Raw genomic sequence first — 18,661 nt, 5'->3', positions numbered from 1 at the left:
TTATTGAGTAGGCCCAGCTGCAAACCTACTCGTTTTTTTTGTAAATAATAATCATTCAATATTATTATTTACCGTTACCTGACTCCCTTTTTATGTATGTGTAGAGGGAATCAAATTCTGTTTAAAATTTAGTGGTCCAACTAATTTTCATCGTTCGGCCGGGTGCGGCCATGGCACTACGAGTTAAAGGATCGATATAAAACTGGTTAGAAAGATTACTGCCGACAAACTCAACTGTGTTGTAGTTATCAACCTGATAACGCGCATAGGCATCAAAAATCCACGTGTCATCCCACGCCAAAGGCACATTGAGGTAATAGCCTTTATTGACGCTAGCATCATTGTTTTTGCGTAGCGGGCTTTCATAAGCTTTATAGAATGTTGCACGTGCACCGAGCTCTAACTTTTCATCAAAAAAGCGTGCGCCAAGCAACCCGTGAAAACTCAGTTCAGGTGTAGCCATGGTCACCAAGTAGCCATTTGGGAAACCGTCATCGACACAACGCTGATACGGCTCACGGAACTCAAGGCCCTGCTCGGTTTGAACCGTGCCGCCTAAAATCATTTTGTTAATGGCGCTATTGGTATCACACACTTCATTTTTTAAGTTATAGGCCACGCTCAAGTCTGTGAAGAAACCACCATTATCAAAACGGCTTTGTAACTCTAGACCTGATAGCTTTTGCTCATCCATATTGGTAAAAATAAGGTTTTGATCACGCTCAATCACATTTTTGGTTTTGTTGTAGTAATAGGCGAGCTTAATGTCGGCATTGCGCGCTGTGCTAAACCAATCACGCATGTCATAGACATAGCCCACTTCGTAGTTAAAAGCGTGTTCAGGTTTGATTGTTTGATATGGCAACATGGCAGAAAAACCGACAGTGCTTTCAAACAAACTTGGTAAGCGATATTCCTCTGCATAGCGTGCATAAATTCTGCTGTTTGGCGTGAGGTGAATTGAGGCACCTAACTGCGGTGCCCAGCCGTTATCTTTAACTTTGTCGGCAGACTCAACTGGAACTTGGTCTACCACCGACATAAAGTTCCCGCCAGTTACGACGTACTTTTGGCCAGAGGCATTGAGCTGGTTTAAAGGATTATCGGCAAGCGACAATTGCCCATTCGCATCTGCTTTCCAGCTCAGCGTATTTTTCTGTGACCAGATCATGTTATACAACGTGCTCTCTGATGCTGGCACAGTGTCGAGCTGCCCATCCCACTCAGGATTTTTTGTGGCATAGCGCTGTTTTAAAACATTGATTAAACGCTGCTGAGTCGAGGTGTAACTCTCAGGCATGGTCTGATATTCAAAGGTATATTCTTTAAGCCTACTTTTTTTGGTAAACAGCGGATTTAAACTCGGGTCAATCTCGCTCTGCAAAGACTTATTTAAAAAGTCATCAACTGCCCAATACGAGCGATAACGCATGCCCGCATCAAAACTTAACCAAGACAGCGGTCGATAATTAAAATTAAAGTCGAACGTTTTTTCCTCACGGCGCCCTGCTCGTGGCAGCGCCTGATAAAGCGAATAACTAGGGCCAAATTCGCCATATATATCGTCAGACGTCAGCTTTTCTTTTAAGAAACTTCCACCGAGCGTCAAATCAAGCTGGTCTAACAAACGGGTTTTATTGCTGACCGTAATGCCTTTACGCGTATTGTCAGAATGGCTTATCGCCGTGTTAATAATGGTGTTATCTCGAAAATCGATTGTGGTTGGCCATCCACCACGTGTGTAGGTCTGGCTTTCGGTGTCGGTTTGCCAAATGTTAGCGTAGAAATCAATCCAGCGATTATTCTCAGGCTTAAACTTATATTCGAAGCTATAAGCTTTAGAGTGAATATTGCTTAAAGGCCACTGCGGAACACCCAAGTCAGGCGTAATGCCCCAAACAATTCGAGATGGCATAATTTCACCAAAAATATTTTTGGTATCTCGGTAGGTCAGTTTAAGAGTCTGGTTATCGGTTGGGCGATAGGTCCCTTTTAACAACCACGACTCCATATGACTTGAAGTGTTAGGAACTTCATCGCCCGGTTGATAGGCATAGGCAAAGTAAGGAATAAAATCAAGACTACTGTCCGGTGTCGCTCGTTTATAGTAGCCCGCGCCATGTGTCCCCGAAAAATAATTGCCGCGCTCACGTACTGCATAGACTGCCAGTAAATCAAATTTATCTTGCTTGGTGGCAATTGCCAGTCGCCCCGCTAAGTCATCGCCCGAAAAATGAGAGTTATCACTTCTGGTACGGTTCTTTTTATAAATATCGGGGTCATACTTTGACCCATTCATGTCGATCCAAGGCGTGGTGTTATCGTAGTTTTGGCCCACTTTGCTCATGTCTGGCAAAGACGGATCAATTGAGTTGGTTGAGCCTTCTACTTTTAACTCTGCACCAAAAGACTTACCCGGACGAACAATGTCATCGGCCTCTAGCGTTTTGACCACCACACCACCGCCAACAGAAGTTGTGGTATTGCGCTCTAAAGATGGGCCTTTAATGACTTCAATGCCCGCAATTAAATTCGGATCGATATAGTTGCGGTTGTTTACCCCGTTGTAACCACGCCATACGGCAATTGACTGTTCAGTGCCATCAATGGTTAAAGGCACACGGCCAACGCCCTGCACACCACGTACACTTGGGTCGAGTGCGCCACTGTTACGGGCATCGCCGCTATAGACTCCCACCATGCCTTGTAAAACATCGGCTGGGTTGGTTCCCTTAAAGCGCTCGACATAGTCTTTGCCCGCATAGACCGAAGAACGGTTTGCGTCATAAACTTTGTTATAGCCTTCCGTGTCACGGCCTTCTTTGCCGTACACCACTATTGGGGTAAGTCGTACCGATGCATCTTCTTCAATTACGGCACCACTTAGTGGCAGGCTAGCGGCCTGAACCTTAGATGAAGTGACGCGCGGCATAGATTTTTTGCTGAGTGTGTAGCCCTGCCCAACTTTTAAGGCATTAAATTCAGTTGCTTTTAAAAGCTGCTCAAAACCTTGCTCGACGGCAAAGCTGCCTTTTAAGCCTAGGCTGTGTAACCCTTGGAGTTGCTGGGCATCCATTGCAATTGAAGTACCCGATTGTTCGGCAAACTGGTTGAGTACGTTAGCAAGACGGCCAGCAGGAATGTTATAGCTTTTAACTCCGACTGTTTGTGCATAGGCCTGCTGCATAGGCAGCACAACAAGCCCACCCATCGACACAGCATGTATGGCAAACGCCAGTGTTGAGAATCGAAAAATCGACCGATTCCGCTTTTGCCCCGTTCCCGCTTTTTTCATTTGCCCGCCCCAGTAAATCGTAATAAGAATCATTCAATACAACTAATTAAAATGATCCATATTTATTGCTTCTACTTACTATGACGAACGACTTTCAAAAAAGTGGAACCTAAAATTGAAAATAAATTTAATTTTTTATTATTTTAAAGAAACCATGACTACAAACGGCGTGATTTGCTTAATTTTCAGGTCTGGAAAAACCGTAGCCAAAAGCTTAAGCGATTCTGTAGTTTGGTCTAAAGACAACACAGCATTGACCCGTACATGTTGCAATGCCGCATCATTAAAAATAATTTTGCCTTTGTAGTTGCGGTCTAGCTCTTGCAGCACTTGATTCAGCGGCAGGTTTTCTACCATAAGCTGATGCTTTTGCCATTTTTGTTGTTCGTTATACACATTCAGTGCAGGCAGTTTTTGGACGCCATTTTTGTCCATTTTAATGGCTTGCCCTGCTTCAACAATGGCCTGACGAGTCGCATGCAATTGAGTCGTTTTAACCTGCGTCGCTTCTACTTTTACCTTTGAGTGCAACATGTTGAGTTCGGTTGCTGAAGGGTCATAACTGACGCTAAAAGCTGTGCCGAGTGCCTGAATTTGCCCATGACTAGTTTTGACCAAAAATGGTCTAGTCTCATCTTTGGCAACATCGACGTAAATTTGACCCTGCACCAGCTCAACCACTCGCTGGTTGGTTTTAAAATCAAGATTGACTGCACTTTTACCACGTAAAATTAAACGTGAACCATCTGGTAAGGTTTGCGTGGTCCACTGCCCTGATTGCCCTTGAATATCGGCAGTAACATAGGCCACAGTGGTGTCAGTTAAATAAAATAACGCCCCACTCATGGCAACAAACACGACAGCAAAAGCTGTTCCTGCACGTAAATGTTTATAAGCTTTGCCTGAGTTTAGGCCAGCTTTAAGGGCAACTTTAGTGACTTTTTTATGTCCGCTGGTTTGCGAAAGTTTTTGAATTGAACCAATACATTGCTCAATGTCGGCAGCCACTTGGCGGTGTTGCTCACTGATTTTTTTCCACTCTTCAAATTTTTGTTTGGCGGTTTTCCGTGAGCTTTCATCATCCGAACTCAGTTGAACAATCCAATGCGCGGCTTCTTCAACCAATTGGTGATGTTTGCTTTTATCCATGGCCATTTAAATGCAAGTGTCCATGTCTTGTCGGTTTTGGTAGCACTGAATTAAACAGCTCGCCAAATATTTTTGAATCATTTTGGTCGATACATTTAATCGCTCGGCAATTTCTTTATGGGTATAGCCTTCGAGATAATGCAAAATAAAAGCTTGCTGCGCTTTTTCAGAAACCCCTTCGAGTGCTTTACAAAGCTGGTTAATCGCTTGAATAATTTGCATTTGGTCTTCGGGTGAAGCCACCGCGTCAAGCATATATTCCATTTGACTCAAGCCATCTAAATAGGCTTGTTCAATGCGTTTACGGCGCACTTGGTCAATGAGCAGGTTTTTAGCAATCGAGGTTAAATAAGCACGCGGTTCCTTAATGCCGAATAGCTCGTCTCGCGTTTGTAGCAGTTTAATAAATGTGTCTTGAACCAGATCTGCGGCCTGATCAGTATTACCTAATTTTTGTCTCAACCATTGGTGAAGCCAGCCTTGGTGACTTCTATATAACTGATCTACAAGCAAAGAAGTTTTGTTCACAGCAATTGGACTCAAAACAAGGAACCTACAAATGATAATAATTATCATTTAAATAAGTCAAGCAATAATTCAAGTAAAACTTAAATCACTGTTTAATAAATTGAATTAATTGCCCGTTCGATTTGCTGCACTTCTCTTAAAGCAAATCGGCCAAATTCCTAATTTCTTCCATCACCGCCTTACACGCAGGCGTTAAATAGCCATGTTTAGAAATAGACAAAGAAATATAGCGCTTGAGTGCTGGGTTAATAATTTTTGCGGCTTGAATTGAGGTGTATTGACTAGCCTTTTTTAAAGCTTGCGGCCCCAGCATGGTGTACATGCGAGATTCGGAAACCAAATGCGTTTGTAAACTAATCGAGTCGGCTTCAAACACAATATTCAGGTCTACCCCATTTTCATAAGACATGTGGTCTAAAAAATTACGCCAGTTACTTGGCCTGCAAAACGTGACCAGTGGTAACTGACTTACCTCTTTAAAGTCGACTTCATTGGCCTGAGTGAGCGCATCTCCTTCGCAGCCGACCAAATAGGTATCGGCTTGGGTAAGGTAAACATCACCCTGTTTAGGCGTTGGGTTAAACCGATAGAGTATGGCTAAATCGACGCTGCCATCTTCGAGCCATTTTTCTAAATGCACCCCTTGCCCTTCACGCACCGACAGCTTAATTAGGGGATATTTCTCTTGAAGAACTTTATAGAGAGTCGATAACAACGGATGTGCAGTAGACGGCAAACTGGCAATACGAACCGTCCCGATCGGGGTATCGGTCGAATGCAAAATTTCATTATTCAGTTGATCGGTCACGTTCAGCCATGAACGAATTTTAGGAAGTAAATGCTGACCTAAGTCGGTGAGTTCTACGCCGCGGCCAGTTCGGTTAAACAAACGACCGCCACATTGCGCTTCAAGCTCGTTCATTTGCCGACTGATTTGCGGTTGATTGGTGTTATGCAGCATGGCGACTTTGCTTAAGCTACCGAGTTCCACCGCGTCTAAAAATATTTTCCATAATTCATAATTCATCGATTCTTCCTAAATCGTAAATAGGCAGCATTTTGAGCCATACATTTTCAGTATAACTGAAATTCAAGAATTGGTAATTCCTACATAGCTCACCTATTTCTATACTCCAATCATGTTCTCTACAACACGATTTAAGTCAGATTAAGAACCAGAGAATATTTAATTACACTGTATAGGAAGTACGATTATGAGTTTAGATTTACGTGGATTAACCCCAGCACCTGTGACTCCTTTTACCCGTGACGGACAAGTAGACCATAATGCAATTCAACGTTTAGGTTCATGGTTAGGCAGTATTGATGGTGTGAAAGGCTTGGTTGTTCTTGGGCATGCAGGTGAAGGAACATTCTTGTCGCAAAAAGAACAAATGCAGGTCATCGAAAGCTTTGTTAAATCGGTAGATGACAAAATTCCGGTAATCGCGGGGATTACACTCGAAGGTACTTCGGTTGCAGCAGAAGAAGCAAAACGTGCAGTCAGCGCAGGTGCTTCGGCAGGTTTGATTTACCCTTCACACGGCTGGTTGCGTTTTGGCTATCAAAAAGGCGCACCACAAGACCGCTATAAAGCGATTTATGAAGAAAGTGGTTTGCCATCTATTTTATTCCAATATCCAGACGCAACGAAGGCCACTTACGACCTAGAGACTCTACTCGATATTTCTGCACAGCCAGGCGTATTTGCCATGAAAAATGGTGTGCGTAATATGCGCCGCTGGGACGTTGAAATTCCGATTATTCGCCGTGAACGTCCAGACTTACAGGTGTTGACTTGCCACGATGAATATTTGCTTCACACCATGTTTGATGTAGACGGCGCTTTGGTTGGCTATGGCAACATTGCCCCTGAACTGTTAATTGAAATGATTAAAGCAGGTAAAGCCAAAGATTATGCCAAAGCACGTGCTATTCACGACCAATTATTACCAGTGACTCGTAATGTTTATCACCGTGGTTCACACATGGAAGGTACGGTCGCGCTTAAACATGCACTGGTTGCTCGCGGAATTTTGGACCATGCCACTGTGCGTTCGCCACTGCTTCCACTTGCAGATGGTGCTGAGCAAGAAATTCATGATGCGATGCGTCAAGCCGGAATTGGCAAGGTCGATTTAACCCAAGCCGTTGCTTAAATTCCATTCGGGCTAGCATGTACGCTAGCCTTTTTTTCCTGTACGCTGCCTGAGGCCAAACATCGGGCATGTCTCTTAAAAACAATAATAAAAAGCATGCAAACTGTGGTGAACAGGTAGTGCGAAATAGAACAAAAAAACTACGAGGAATGTAGTAATAAGGAGATAGAAGATGACAAATCTAGCGGATGTAGAACAAATTAGTCATCATCAAAAAAATGCGGAAATTATTGCAAGACTCGAACGGCTACCTGTCACTGGTCGATTGCAATTTATGCGTATAACCATTGGTATAGCGACCTTTTTTGACGCTTATACTGTTCTTGCGATTGCCTTTGCTTTACCCCAACTCATTACCGAATGGCACCTGACGCCTGCCTATGTCGGTGCGATTATTGCCGCAGGCTATGTCGGGCAACTGGTCGGTGCAATCTTCTTTGGTTCTCTTGCCGAAAAAGTCGGTCGTTTAAAAGTGCTGTCTTTTACCATTTTACTGTTTGTGGCAATGGACATTTCCTGTCTGTTTGCGTGGAGCGGAATGTCGCTGTTAATTTTCCGTTTCTTACAAGGTGTTGGCACAGGTGGCGAAGTGCCTGTTGCGAGTGCCTATATTAACGAGTTTATTGGTGCAGAAAAGCGCGGTAAGTTTTTCTTGCTCTATGAAGTTTTATTCCCACTTGGTCTTATGTTTGCAGGCATGGCAGCATTTTTCCTGATGCCCATTTACGGCTGGAAAGTCATGTTTATTGTGGGGCTCGTTCCATCATTACTGGTCATTCCTTTACGGTTTTTCTTGCCTGAGTCACCACGCTGGCTTGCTTCAAAAGGCCGCTTTAAAGAAGCCGATCAAGTGGTCAAAAGCTTTGAAGACGGTGCCATCAAAAGCGGTAAAACTTTGCCTGAACCAGTAGTTAAAGAAATTAATCCGCAAGGCATGGCAAAAACCGACTGGCGCGAGCTGTTCCGTGGCATCTACCGCAAACGTACCTTTACCCTGTGGGGCATGTGGTTTTGTGTGTATATGGTGAACAATGCCATGGTGACTTGGCTGCCATCTCTTTACAAACAACACTTTGGCTTGTCGCTTCAAACCAGTTTAGGTTATGGCTGGATTACTTCGGGCGTGGGTGTGATTGCCTCTATTATCTGTGCCTTAATGATTGATAAAGTTGGCCGCCGCCCTTGGTACAGTGCAGCGTTTTTCTTAGCGATTATTCCACTCATGAGCCTCTCGGTTTTAGGCGCAAAATCGGCCATGGAAGTTGTAATTTTCGCAACGATTAGCTATGCCATTTTGCAGACCATTTCATTCTCTTTATACCTTTACGCTGCCGAACTTTATCCTACTCGCCTACGTGCCATGGGCATTGGTTTTAGTACCGCTTGGTTACGTGCCGGCTCTGCAATTGGGCCTGTTATGGTGGGCCTCGTAGTTGGGGGTTATGGCATTCAATATGTGTTTAGTGTGCTTGCCGTTGTGGCACTCATTGGTGGTCTAGTGACCTTCTTGTTTGCCATTGAAACCAAAGGCCAAGTGCTCGAAAAACTCTCTCCTTAATTCATCCATTTCATAAAAAGCTTGCCTAACCTAAGCGTTAGGCAAAGGGCTTATTCATGCTTAAAAAAGGAATTTAAAATGAATAAATATTTGCTATGGGGCTGTATTGGTTTAGGCAGTGTGAGCAATGCATATGCAGAGTTTCCTCAAGAATTTGGCAAGTTAGAATTAAAACTCAACACCCGTTACTGGAACGATGAAGGCACTGCCCACCCTACGCTTGCCAACCCTTCGCCTTCGTCGAGTGAATATGAACAAAGCGCTTTAGGGCTTGAGTTAAATTATCAGTCCCCTTACTTTGGGGACTGGCTTGGGGTAGATGGCTCACTCTATGCAGTCACCAAGTTATTTGACTCTGGCAAGCCTAGCGCTCAGCTTTTAGAAGTTGAAAATAACGGCAAGCTTGATCAAAACTTTGCAACTTTAGGTCAGCTCTACATCAAAGCAAAACTCGGCGACAAAGGCGAAATTAAATTAGGCCGCCAGTTTCAAGACTCGCTATTACTTAAAAGCACCAATAATCGCGCGGTGCCCGATACTTTTTCGGGTGCGAGTGGGCAGTTTCAACTAAATGATCAGCTACAGACTTACATTGCTTACTATGACCGCTGGAAACCGCGCAGCATGGACTCTTTTGAAAAACTGGTGACTGAAAATGACGAGCGCATTGATTATGTCGGTTTGCTCGGTGCCAAGTATCAGTACAAAAACTGGAGCGTAAATGCCGAATATTTAAACAGCAAAGATTATTTAAAAAAGTACGGGGCGATTGCTCAATATAAATTGCCTTTGCATGGCTTGGTGTGGACATTTAACACAGGTGCTTTTTTCTCACGTGACGATGGCAAGCTGTTTAAATGCGGTGCCGAAACCGAGCTAGACTGTGTCAAAGGTCAAGACATTAACAACCGTGGGAATGGTTATTTTGTCGATGTAAATGTGGCTAAGAATAATCTCGAAGGTGGCATTGCCGTTTCAAAGTTTGATGGTTTTTGGATTGAAGATAACTTTGCCGTGCACTCCGCCCGCAACTCGGTTTTAACGCAAGACCACGGCACCAACCCATTTCCGACCTCTGCGACCATTGGCCCTGACTTTACCAATAACGATGAAACCGCTGTTGCCCTTCGCTTGAAATATAACTGGAAAGACTACGTGAAAGGTTTGAAAACCGAGGCGAAGTACATTTATGGCTTTGGTGCTCACCAAAGTAATATCAGCAGTGATATTGAAGGTAAAGAGCGTTACTTTGACTTTACGGTGAGTTATGCCTTGCCGTGGGTGAAAAACTTAGATGTGCGTTATTCATTTTTACATTATGAGTCAAAGTTTGAAAATGCAAACCTAGGTGAAAAAATAAATGGTATGTCTCGGAAAGATTGGGACCAGCACCGTGTATTTATTAATTACCGTTATACATTTTAAGAGCAGGCTAAACGTTTAGTTTAGCTTTATTATTTTTATTAATTTACGGCTTTAAATATATTAACTTTTGAGTTTAATTAAAATATAAATTTATATTTAAAATTTTTATAATATTTTATTTAAATTGAATTGACCTGTTAAAAACTTATGATTATTATGGTCCCGCTGGCCTACATTGCCAGTCGGTTTTAGCAGACCGTAGATCCATGGCGGGTTATAGTTCCACTATAAGTCGTTAGACCCTTGCGTCCCTTTTCTTTGCGGTAGGACGGGAGGGGGACGCGCTCGCGCGTGCTGGTTCCTTGGATCCCAGTCTGCTAACCCCCTTTCGTTCTACCACCATAATCAATTGACGGTGATCTTTGGTGGTAGAGCTCCATACATTCTAGGAGTTGACCATGACATTTTTTATATTAATCCCCTATCCTCTCTCGTAATTTTATTTATTTAAAATTTAGGATTTCTCTCACCTAAAATATTTTAAATTTATAAATAATTTTATTTTAAAATTTTAATCATTTTATTTTCCTGCATTTCAGGCGGGTTAACTATTCCCTTTTTAAATGATTTTAATACTTTAAATATAGCGGTTTATTTTTTTCTCATTGATATATCTCCAATCATTACGAGAATAATATGAAATTTTATAAAACTATTTTGGTTTTAGGCCTAGTGATCGGTGATTACAGCGTTTCGGGTTGTGACCTCCACACTCAGCAGGATTTTGAAGAAATTTGCCTGTCTGGTGGGCACACCCCAGCCAGTTGCGACTGTATTTACCAACGGCTTGAACAAGTGTATTCACCTAAGCTCATGCAACGCCTAGAACATGTCAGTTTGCAAAGTCCTGCTCTCCCACAGGACTTTGCCCCTACTTTTTTTAGTGTGATGCGGCGGTGCGATAAAGAAGACATGGGCTAAACTTTTGGCTTAGCTCCCTTATCTCTGTGTCGCAATGGTGGATGACTTTAAATCAGCGCAAAAAATTAAAGTTCTGTTGTGGCACGGGGGCCTTGGAAAGTTATATTATTTATATTTAAAACTATCCAAACAATATCTAAAAAAATCAATATATTATATCAATGTCATTCTTACTTACTTCTCTTGAAATGATAGAAAATAAATTTTAAAAATACTGAAACTTAGAATCTTCAAAAAAGATAAAAGAGTATTTGATGAACTAGAAAATATCTTTATAAATTGTGGCATTTGTTTGTAAAACCTTGATCATCCTTTTTGTCCTCTTGAAGATAGACAGTTTTATCTTTAATACAAAACCCAAAGGTTTGTAAGACTGTTCCTTCTTTTGTCACTATTAAATAATAGGCATGATTATCTAGAATATTTTTCTTTTTATAATCTTCAATTGAGATTTCCTTAAAACCTTCATAATTTTGATATTTAAGAATATTTTTATAAGTTAAACCATCTTTCTCAAACTCTTCTAAACTATTAACTTGATAGGCTAAAATAACTATATCTTTATTTTTGAAACTGAATAGTAGATTTTTTGACTCAATTGAACCAGTTAGTTGAGGTTCACTTTTTAAGATAGAACATCCTGAGCTGAGTAAAATTAAAGATGAAATAAAAATCAACTTAATACTATTTATAATATCCATATTTATATCCTAGCTTAAAGCTTCCTCAATTTTTGTTTTATAAAGCTCTATAACTTGCGTTAAATTATGGTTTTTAATGTTAGCTTTATTATTCTTGCTTAATAAACCCATTCCACCATGCTGAATAGCCCAATAATCGGAGACCATTTCAGCTTGCTGTTCTAAGTTATAATCAACAAATTTTTTCGGAAGTGTCTCAACTAAGTTAGGCATTATTTTCGAAGGATATTTTTTTGTTTCGAAGATATTGTAATCATTAGGATTGGTACTCTTTAATCTGGCACATGCTTGAACTGCTCCCGCATGAATTAATACTTTTAACTTTTTTTGGTGTTGCCAAACATGACCCATTTCATGAAGAAAAATTTTTTTAAAATCATCTGTTTCAGTACTATAATCACTTTTATATAATTTTTGCATTACATAAACATTACCATTAGGTGTCACTAAAGTATCAACATCTTGTGCATCAAACGGAAAATAACTACCTAAATATATTTTAATTTTAGAGCAATCAATACTATTTTTATATACTGATTGTACAAGTTTCACCTCACCAGAAGTAAGGGGACGATTGGGTAAGCTGAGTTTTACTTCTTGAATACTTCCTTTTTTTGTATTTGTAAAAATATCAGATAATGTTTTCTTTTGTTCATATAATCCCATAAACCCTCCTACAGTTCATCAAAGTAAATAATATTATCTTTTAGTGTTAACTCAATTTCAGTAATAGGTTCTTTTCCTTCAGTGTAAAACCTATTTGTTTTACCAGTGATATCTAAGTTTGCATTTCTGAAATTTTCGCCAATTTTGACTCGACAATCAAAGTATTTAAGTAATTCATCTGTTTCATCATTAAAAGTAATTTTCAATTGTTCATCATATTTTTGGCTTTGAGGATTACTATCCTTTCCAGAATAAGGACTACCACTTTCCCCTACAACATGAGACTGTTGTGGTTGAATCGTTGCACCACATGATAATTTATCACCCACATATGCTACTGGTTTACCATCAAAAATCACATGGTCATGACTTTTAATAACTACTGACCAACACCTGCATTTAGGGCACATATGACCATCACCAGCTCTAACAAACAAATTCCCCATTTGAGAACTTCTCGATTGCGTAGATGGAACAACTCCACCATGATCAGTAATAGCATTGTGAATCGCAAAACCTTTAGCCATAGCCTATACCTTAAAAATTAGTCATGACTCAAAAAGTTTTGAGGTAAGGGCTGGTCTTTGTAAATTCTGATCGCAATAGTAGTATTAGGACTCTCAATAATTTCATCCCCATTATCTAATCGACTGCCTACTAGAGCTACTGGTGATCCATCAACAATACATGCTGTACCAGCACCAGAGATGATTTTGGAGGTTGTGCCATCTGCATAAATAACTTCATCTCCAACACGGGCAATAGATAATCCTTTAATTTTCGTATTAGTAGAAGATACATTAACTAAACCATTGTTCTGAGTTTTAGCACCATGCACAGCCACGTAGTAAATAATATGAGGTTTATTATTCCAATAGAGTGTTTCAGCATTAGAAATCTTTTGAATATCATTTTTTGAAAGCTTTTCTAATTGTTCAATAGGAAGGTCTTGTAAAAAAATAGGACTTGTCATTATAGTTCCTGCTCTAATTTTCAATACAATAATATCAAAACTTACTTAAACTAAAAAATAAGTTATATGTAACCATATAGGATTAGTATCTTAGAAAATTATTTAAAATTTCAGAGTAAGTCATCTTTATGTCAATAGAAGATTTCTTTATGAAAGACTCCTCTTTTAAGAGATATCTTTTAATTAGTTTAGCCTATTCATGTTAATAATCGACCATACCTATTAATGAGGATGTATAAAAAAGTATTTAATTATCCGTATGATAGTGCTACTGTATCGCAGTTTATACGACAATATCAATATACACCGCCGCTCAGTAGTTTCTAGTCACGAGTAATAATATGAAGAAAACGATATTAATATTTTTAGCACCGCTTCTTTTGGTTGGCTTCAATGGATGTAAAGCATCTGAAAAAGAGGATGTAGATACATTTATTCAAAAGGACTTTAAGAATTACGTTACTGATAATAGAAAGTTGATTTTGGAAGCCAATAAAGACGTGAAACAAGAGCCTGCTCTAAAAGAGATTATTTTCAAAAATACTTTTGTAAAGGTAAGAACTGCACAAAGTCTACTGAATGATGAGTATGGTAATTGGTTAACTGGCTTAGATAAGAACAAGTTTGATTATACCGACCTCAACGATGTCTGTTGGCTGACCGTCTACATGCAAAACTATATAAATAATATGGATGAGCGATATAAAGCCAATATCACCGAAGACACCAAGAAAAGTGTTAGGCAACTATACGAAGCAAGAAATGAAATTATCAAGCTAAGAGATAGCAAAGACAAGTCTTTAGCAACTTTTCAGCAAGTTTGTAAATAGTTGAAAATATTAATTAAATATTACTATATAAAGCTCCAATTAAAAGGAACTTTTAATAGCTAATTTTATAAATTAGTTATAGCTAAATCTAGTTATTCCCTGCCTGAATAAGAAATGGTTAATTAATTGTGAAATCTAAACTTTGTATTATTTTATTGTCTCTTTTAACGGTAGCATGTAGCCAAGTCCGCTCTCAAAAACATGGAATTACTGAAGCTGATATAACCCAAGCATATGAAGCATCACTCTATGCCCAGTTTAATCAGCTTTATTACACAAAATCCTTATATAAAGCAGCATACAATGAAGTTAACAAGGTAACTCAAACTAATGATCAGTTGCTAAGTTATGCCACTTTTTTAATGTATGCAGTCAATACAACATACGATTCTTTAAATTTAAAGCTTAATGATGATCTAGATTTAATGGCTTCGGGTCAAAAAAGTAAGATGTCAATTGATGCTTTAGATTCATTATGTGTAAGTAATAAATACATCGAAAAATATATAAAACTTAAAGAAAAAAGCGGAAGTGGGATATCAGCTAAAGCGAAAGAACTTTCAAAAGAGGCTTTGATACTTCAACCCAAAATTGAAAAAATCATCATGAAAACTGATTCACCGTTAAATGATATTGAATGTAAAAAATTAATCTAAGCGAGGAAAGGCCCTGAATGTTGAAGGCTTTTTCTAAAGTGAATTAACGTAAATTACCCCAACTGATTCAAATAATAAAAATAACTCAGAGAACCCCTCGGAGATCCACACAATGTTAGTAAACAGAACTTATGTTAAATTTATCTGTGCTCTTCTGTTTATGCTTTTTATGAATGGTTGTGCAAATTCCCAGATAAATAGTGATAGAGAAGCTTTAGTTAATGCAGGACGTGGCGCAGTCAACATAATAATTACAAATTACAGAGTATATAGATATGCTCTTCAAGAAAAAAATAGTGATGTCACTAAATCATTAGTTTATGCAACATTAACAAATGCAAATATATTAAAAGCTTTTGAGGAAGGAGCTGGAAATGGTTACATTATTGAAGAAAGTTTGAATACTCGTAAGTTGAATGAAATCTGCTGGATGGCGAAATTTGTACGTGAAACTAAAGATGTAATCTCACCCAAAGAACAAGATCACTATAAAGATATTTATGATTGGCTTAACTCAAAAGAGCAAGTCTGGTTAAAAAAAATAAATTCTACATATACCAAAGATGAGTTAGGACCTGATGATTGCCGTAAATAATGAGTCAATAAAAAAGCCACTTGATTAATAAAGAAAAGTAGCAATTTTTAAAACTACCTAACTTAATCCCCAATGATTCCATTCACCATCTTCCCCAAAAGGATGAGCGAAATCTAAAATATTAATCGTTCACTGCTATATTTAGAATTTTCGTAACCGCTACAAGCGAGTAGAAAGATTTATATTTTCAAATCAAAGCGACTTAACAATCCATTCGTCTTGGTATGTAAGTCCGCATAATATATTGCTCGCTTTCTTCCTAATGGCGGTTTTTTTATCGGTAGTTCTTTAATTTCATGAATGAGTGGTAAACGCTCTGTAAATTCAAAATTATCTGCAACTTTATTGAACTCATCTTTCTTTAGCTGCTCTTCATTACAGAAAATATCATAGGCACGATGTTTTTCCATATCCCAAAATGCGGCAAAGGCTTCTTGTACAGTTTCCCCTGTTACCATTTTAGGAATTTGCTCATTGATAAATTTTTCAATCAAATCACGCTTATCGTATAAAGAAATATTATTATTCAATAAATCCTTAAGCTGTTTGACTCTACTGTCCTTCTGTTCCTGATTTTTAGAATTAATAATAAGTTTAAGTAATTTTAAAATGTAATCTACATTAACTCGATCACTAAACAATAAATCGAGCTGGAAATCGACTTCATCTAGTACTGAAGTTTTTTCAGCTAAGTTCGGCCTCATTTGGTAGTTAAATGCTAGATCTTTATATTTTGATGAATAGTTTTCAAAATCTTGTTTTGTGAAAGAAGTAGCATCTTGATCGTATTCTGAATACATTTTTAAACGATTGTTTAGCCTCATTACATCACGGAAGGCATACACAAACGATTCTTTTTCACTTTCTCCATATAAGTCATCAACAGACTGGCATGTCGGTGTAATGTTTAATAAATTATTTACTGCTGATTCATAGAGTTGTATTACTTGCTCATAAGGGCTAACAACGACAACATTCTTTGCTTCTTTATCAGAAAACATAATCAATGCATCATCAGTCGCTTGCTTAAGATTACGGAAGCACACGATATTTCCAAAAGGCTTTGTCTGACCATAGACTCGATTGGTACGTGAAAAAGCTTGAATTAAACCATGATGTTTTAAATTTTTATCAACATAAAGAGTATTAAGTCGTTTTGAATCAAACCCCGTCAAAAACATGTTTACGACAAGTAAAATATCAATTTCTTTACCTTTATTTTTATCTGTACCGTAGGCCTTAACTCGACTACTAATATTTTGATAATAATCGTAAAATCCTGAACCAAGACTATAGTTAGTATTAAAAGTTTGATTATAATTTGCGATATATTGGGTTAATTTCTTCTCTGCAAACTCATCAACTTGTTTCGGCGCATCAACTTCTTCCTCTGCAATAAAATCATCATCAACTTCACTAGGTTGCTGTGCTGAAGATTGTGCATAAGAAAATATGGTTGCGATATTGAGAGGTTGATAAAGCTCATTATTTTGTTGCGCTTTTTCTAGTAGCTCAGCCTGCATTTTTTCAAATTTATCGTAATATTGAATGAGTGCTGGAACTGAAGATACACAAAACATTGCATTAAATTCACGCTGATTGGTTTTGCTAGCATGTGTTGCAATTACTTCACGTACAATTTTTTCAATTCGGCGTTCATTTTCAAAAAGTTCTCTTTTATCAATTGATTCTATTTTTTCTTCTTGTGCTTCTGGATTTTTATGTACGAAACGTCCTAAATAATCGATGTTAAACGGTAAGACATTGCCATCGTTAATGGCATCTACAATCACATATTTATGTAATAGCTTTGGAAATAAATATTCAGTGGTAAATTTTTCCCCACTTATGGTGTGGCCATTTTTTTCAAAAATTGGTGTTCCTGTAAAACCAAACATTTGCGCATTTTTAAAGAACTTTTTAATTTTTTGATGCGTTTCACCAAACTGGCTACGATGACATTCATCAAAAATAAAAATAACTTTTTGATCTTTTAGAAAAGCCATTTCATCTTCATAACGGTCATTTGAAATTGCATTGTTCAATTTCTGAATGGTTGTCACGACCAAACGATTATCTAAAGAACGCAGTTGTTTAACTAAGTTTGCTGTATTGGTTGTACTGTCTACACTGTTTTCACGAAACTTATTAAACTCTTCTGCGGTTTGACCGTCTAAATCTTTACGGTCGACTACAAAGATAACTCGCTGTATTTCTGGCTGTTTAATGAGTAACTGACTGGCTTTAAAGGAAGTCAGTGTTTTGCCCGAACCTGTGGTATGCCAAATATAAGCATTGTCTGGTGAAGTTTTAACATGTTCAATAATCTTTTCTACGGCATAAATCTGATATGGACGTAAGATCATTAAACTTTGAGTCGACTGATGCATAACAATATATTGCATCAACATTTTGGTCAGATGTTGCGGGTCTAAAAAAGTATTAGTGAATTTACCTAAATCATTAACTTTTTTATTTTTTTCATCTGTCCATGGGAAAGCAAACTCAATACTTTGTGTACCATTTGCATAGTACAAGCAATTTACACCATTGCTAATCACAAAAAATTGAATAAAGCCAAATAAACCTTCGCCTGATTTATAGGCTGTTTTGGCATACTCTAATGTTTGCTCAAAGGCCTTTTTAAGTTCTACACCAGATTTTTTAATCTCAATTTGTACTAATGGAAAGCCATTAATCAACAACGTAACATCAAAACGGCTAGTACGTCCGTTTAAATCTCGGTGATCCGCTACAACTTGGTTCGATACCTGAAAACTATTTTCTTGAACATCTTCACTAATAAAATGTACATGTCTTACAGATCCATCGTCGAATTTGACTGGGCAGCGATTGCGTAATAGCTCTGCTTTTTTAAATACTGTGGTTTCATTACTCAAGTAATGCCAGATTTGCTTCCACTCTGAATCTGAAAATGGTTTTTCAATTTTATTAAGTTGCTGAATTTTTCTTTTAAGATTTTCTAATAGCGTTGTTTCATTACGAAGCTGGACACGTTCATAACCTAAAGTTTCTAGTTGTTGTATAAGTAAAGCTTCTAATTCCAGCTCTTTTTGTGTAGACACTATTCAATCTCTTAACTTTGTTTATTAATTACTGATTTATACCGATTACCCTATAATAAAATAGCATTTATTAAACTGCTGTTCCATAAGACAAAAATATAAAATAGTTTTTAAGATAA

General features: G+C 38.3%; 16 protein-coding genes. 7 read left to right on the top strand and 9 right to left on the bottom strand.

The genetic code is table 11. From position 1 onward, the window contains the following. Window positions 1-121 precede the first annotated feature (121 nt). From ACTJJH_RS09870 to ACTJJH_RS09855, 4 genes are all read right to left on the bottom strand, one after another. Window positions 122-3,295, bottom strand: a complete 3,174-nt coding sequence (locus tag ACTJJH_RS09870) for a TonB-dependent receptor domain-containing protein (protein ID WP_440601071.1) — start codon at window positions 3,293-3,295, stop codon at window positions 122-124. A gap of 138 nt (window positions 3,296-3,433) precedes the next feature. After that, entirely contained in the window at window positions 3,434-4,450 is a 1,017-nt protein-coding gene (locus ACTJJH_RS09865) for a FecR family protein (protein ID WP_440601070.1), read from the bottom strand. After that, window positions 4,451-4,972 (bottom strand): sigma-70 family RNA polymerase sigma factor, encoded by a 522-nt coding sequence (locus tag ACTJJH_RS09860; RefSeq protein WP_440601115.1) that lies wholly within the window; start codon window positions 4,970-4,972, stop codon window positions 4,451-4,453. Between the two features lie 136 nt (window positions 4,973-5,108). Further along, window positions 5,109-5,999, bottom strand: coding sequence for a LysR family transcriptional regulator (locus ACTJJH_RS09855; protein WP_440601069.1), 891 nt, complete (start codon window positions 5,997-5,999; stop codon window positions 5,109-5,111). A gap of 187 nt (window positions 6,000-6,186) precedes the next feature. Between ACTJJH_RS09855 and ACTJJH_RS09850 the strand changes: the two genes are divergently transcribed. From ACTJJH_RS09850 to ACTJJH_RS09835, 4 genes are all read left to right on the top strand, one after another. Beyond that, a complete protein-coding gene (locus ACTJJH_RS09850) occupies window positions 6,187-7,131 on the top strand; it encodes a dihydrodipicolinate synthase family protein (RefSeq protein ID WP_000050879.1) in 945 nt (314 codons plus the stop codon). 172 nt (window positions 7,132-7,303) lie between these two features. Beyond that, window positions 7,304-8,689: an MFS transporter gene (locus ACTJJH_RS09845; protein ID WP_191899657.1), complete on the top strand. Its 1,386-nt coding sequence runs from the start codon at window positions 7,304-7,306 to the stop codon at window positions 8,687-8,689. A gap of 78 nt (window positions 8,690-8,767) precedes the next feature. Further along, window positions 8,768-10,114 carry an OprD family outer membrane porin gene (locus ACTJJH_RS09840; protein WP_440601068.1) on the top strand — a complete coding sequence of 449 codons (1,347 nt, stop codon included), beginning with the start codon at window positions 8,768-8,770 and terminating at the stop codon, window positions 10,112-10,114. A gap of 636 nt (window positions 10,115-10,750) precedes the next feature. Further along, a complete protein-coding gene (locus ACTJJH_RS09835; RefSeq protein ID WP_130173827.1) occupies window positions 10,751-11,035 on the top strand; it encodes a hypothetical protein in 285 nt (94 codons plus the stop codon). Between the two features lie 272 nt (window positions 11,036-11,307). Here the strand turns inward: ACTJJH_RS09835 and ACTJJH_RS09830 are convergent, their stop codons facing one another. Genes ACTJJH_RS09830 through ACTJJH_RS09815 form a run of 4 tightly spaced genes read right to left on the bottom strand, consistent with a single transcriptional unit; the run spans window position 11,308 to window position 13,375 of the window. Next, window positions 11,308-11,736, bottom strand: coding sequence for a hypothetical protein (locus ACTJJH_RS09830; protein WP_044101117.1), 429 nt, complete (start codon window positions 11,734-11,736; stop codon window positions 11,308-11,310). Window positions 11,737-11,745: 9 nt separating this feature from the next. Continuing rightward, a complete protein-coding gene (locus tag ACTJJH_RS09825; protein WP_044101118.1) occupies window positions 11,746-12,402 on the bottom strand; it encodes a hypothetical protein in 657 nt (218 codons plus the stop codon). A gap of 8 nt (window positions 12,403-12,410) precedes the next feature. After that, on the bottom strand, window positions 12,411-12,929 hold the full coding sequence (locus tag ACTJJH_RS09820; protein WP_044101119.1) for a PAAR domain-containing protein: 519 nt from the start codon (window positions 12,927-12,929) through the stop codon (window positions 12,411-12,413). Window positions 12,930-12,946: 17 nt separating this feature from the next. Next, window positions 12,947-13,375 (bottom strand): PAAR domain-containing protein, encoded by a 429-nt coding sequence (locus ACTJJH_RS09815; RefSeq protein ID WP_130173829.1) that lies wholly within the window; start codon window positions 13,373-13,375, stop codon window positions 12,947-12,949. Window positions 13,376-13,716: 341 nt separating this feature from the next. On the opposite strand from ACTJJH_RS09815, the gene ACTJJH_RS09810 reads away from it, so the two are divergent. The 3 genes from ACTJJH_RS09810 to ACTJJH_RS09800 all read left to right on the top strand — a co-directional run bounded on the left by ACTJJH_RS09810 (window position 13,717) and on the right by ACTJJH_RS09800 (window position 15,456). Beyond that, window positions 13,717-14,205 (top strand): hypothetical protein, encoded by a 489-nt coding sequence (locus ACTJJH_RS09810; RefSeq protein ID WP_130173831.1) that lies wholly within the window; start codon window positions 13,717-13,719, stop codon window positions 14,203-14,205. A gap of 128 nt (window positions 14,206-14,333) precedes the next feature. Continuing rightward, window positions 14,334-14,861 carry a hypothetical protein gene (locus tag ACTJJH_RS09805; RefSeq protein ID WP_440601067.1) on the top strand — a complete coding sequence of 176 codons (528 nt, stop codon included), beginning with the start codon at window positions 14,334-14,336 and terminating at the stop codon, window positions 14,859-14,861. Between the two features lie 112 nt (window positions 14,862-14,973). Then, window positions 14,974-15,456 (top strand): hypothetical protein, encoded by a 483-nt coding sequence (locus ACTJJH_RS09800; RefSeq protein ID WP_440601066.1) that lies wholly within the window; start codon window positions 14,974-14,976, stop codon window positions 15,454-15,456. Between the two features lie 179 nt (window positions 15,457-15,635). Here ACTJJH_RS09800 and ACTJJH_RS09795 read toward each other — a convergent pair whose 3' ends face one another. Beyond that, window positions 15,636-18,542 (bottom strand): type I restriction endonuclease subunit R, encoded by a 2,907-nt coding sequence (locus ACTJJH_RS09795; RefSeq protein ID WP_440601065.1) that lies wholly within the window; start codon window positions 18,540-18,542, stop codon window positions 15,636-15,638. Window positions 18,543-18,661 lie beyond the last annotated feature (119 nt).

This window comes from Acinetobacter sp. 22301, assembly GCF_052045285.1.
Taxonomy (GTDB): domain Bacteria; phylum Pseudomonadota; class Gammaproteobacteria; order Pseudomonadales; family Moraxellaceae; genus Acinetobacter; species Acinetobacter pittii.
The sequence above is the reverse complement of the archived record's forward strand: the minus strand, read 5'-3'. Positions and strand labels throughout refer to the sequence as shown.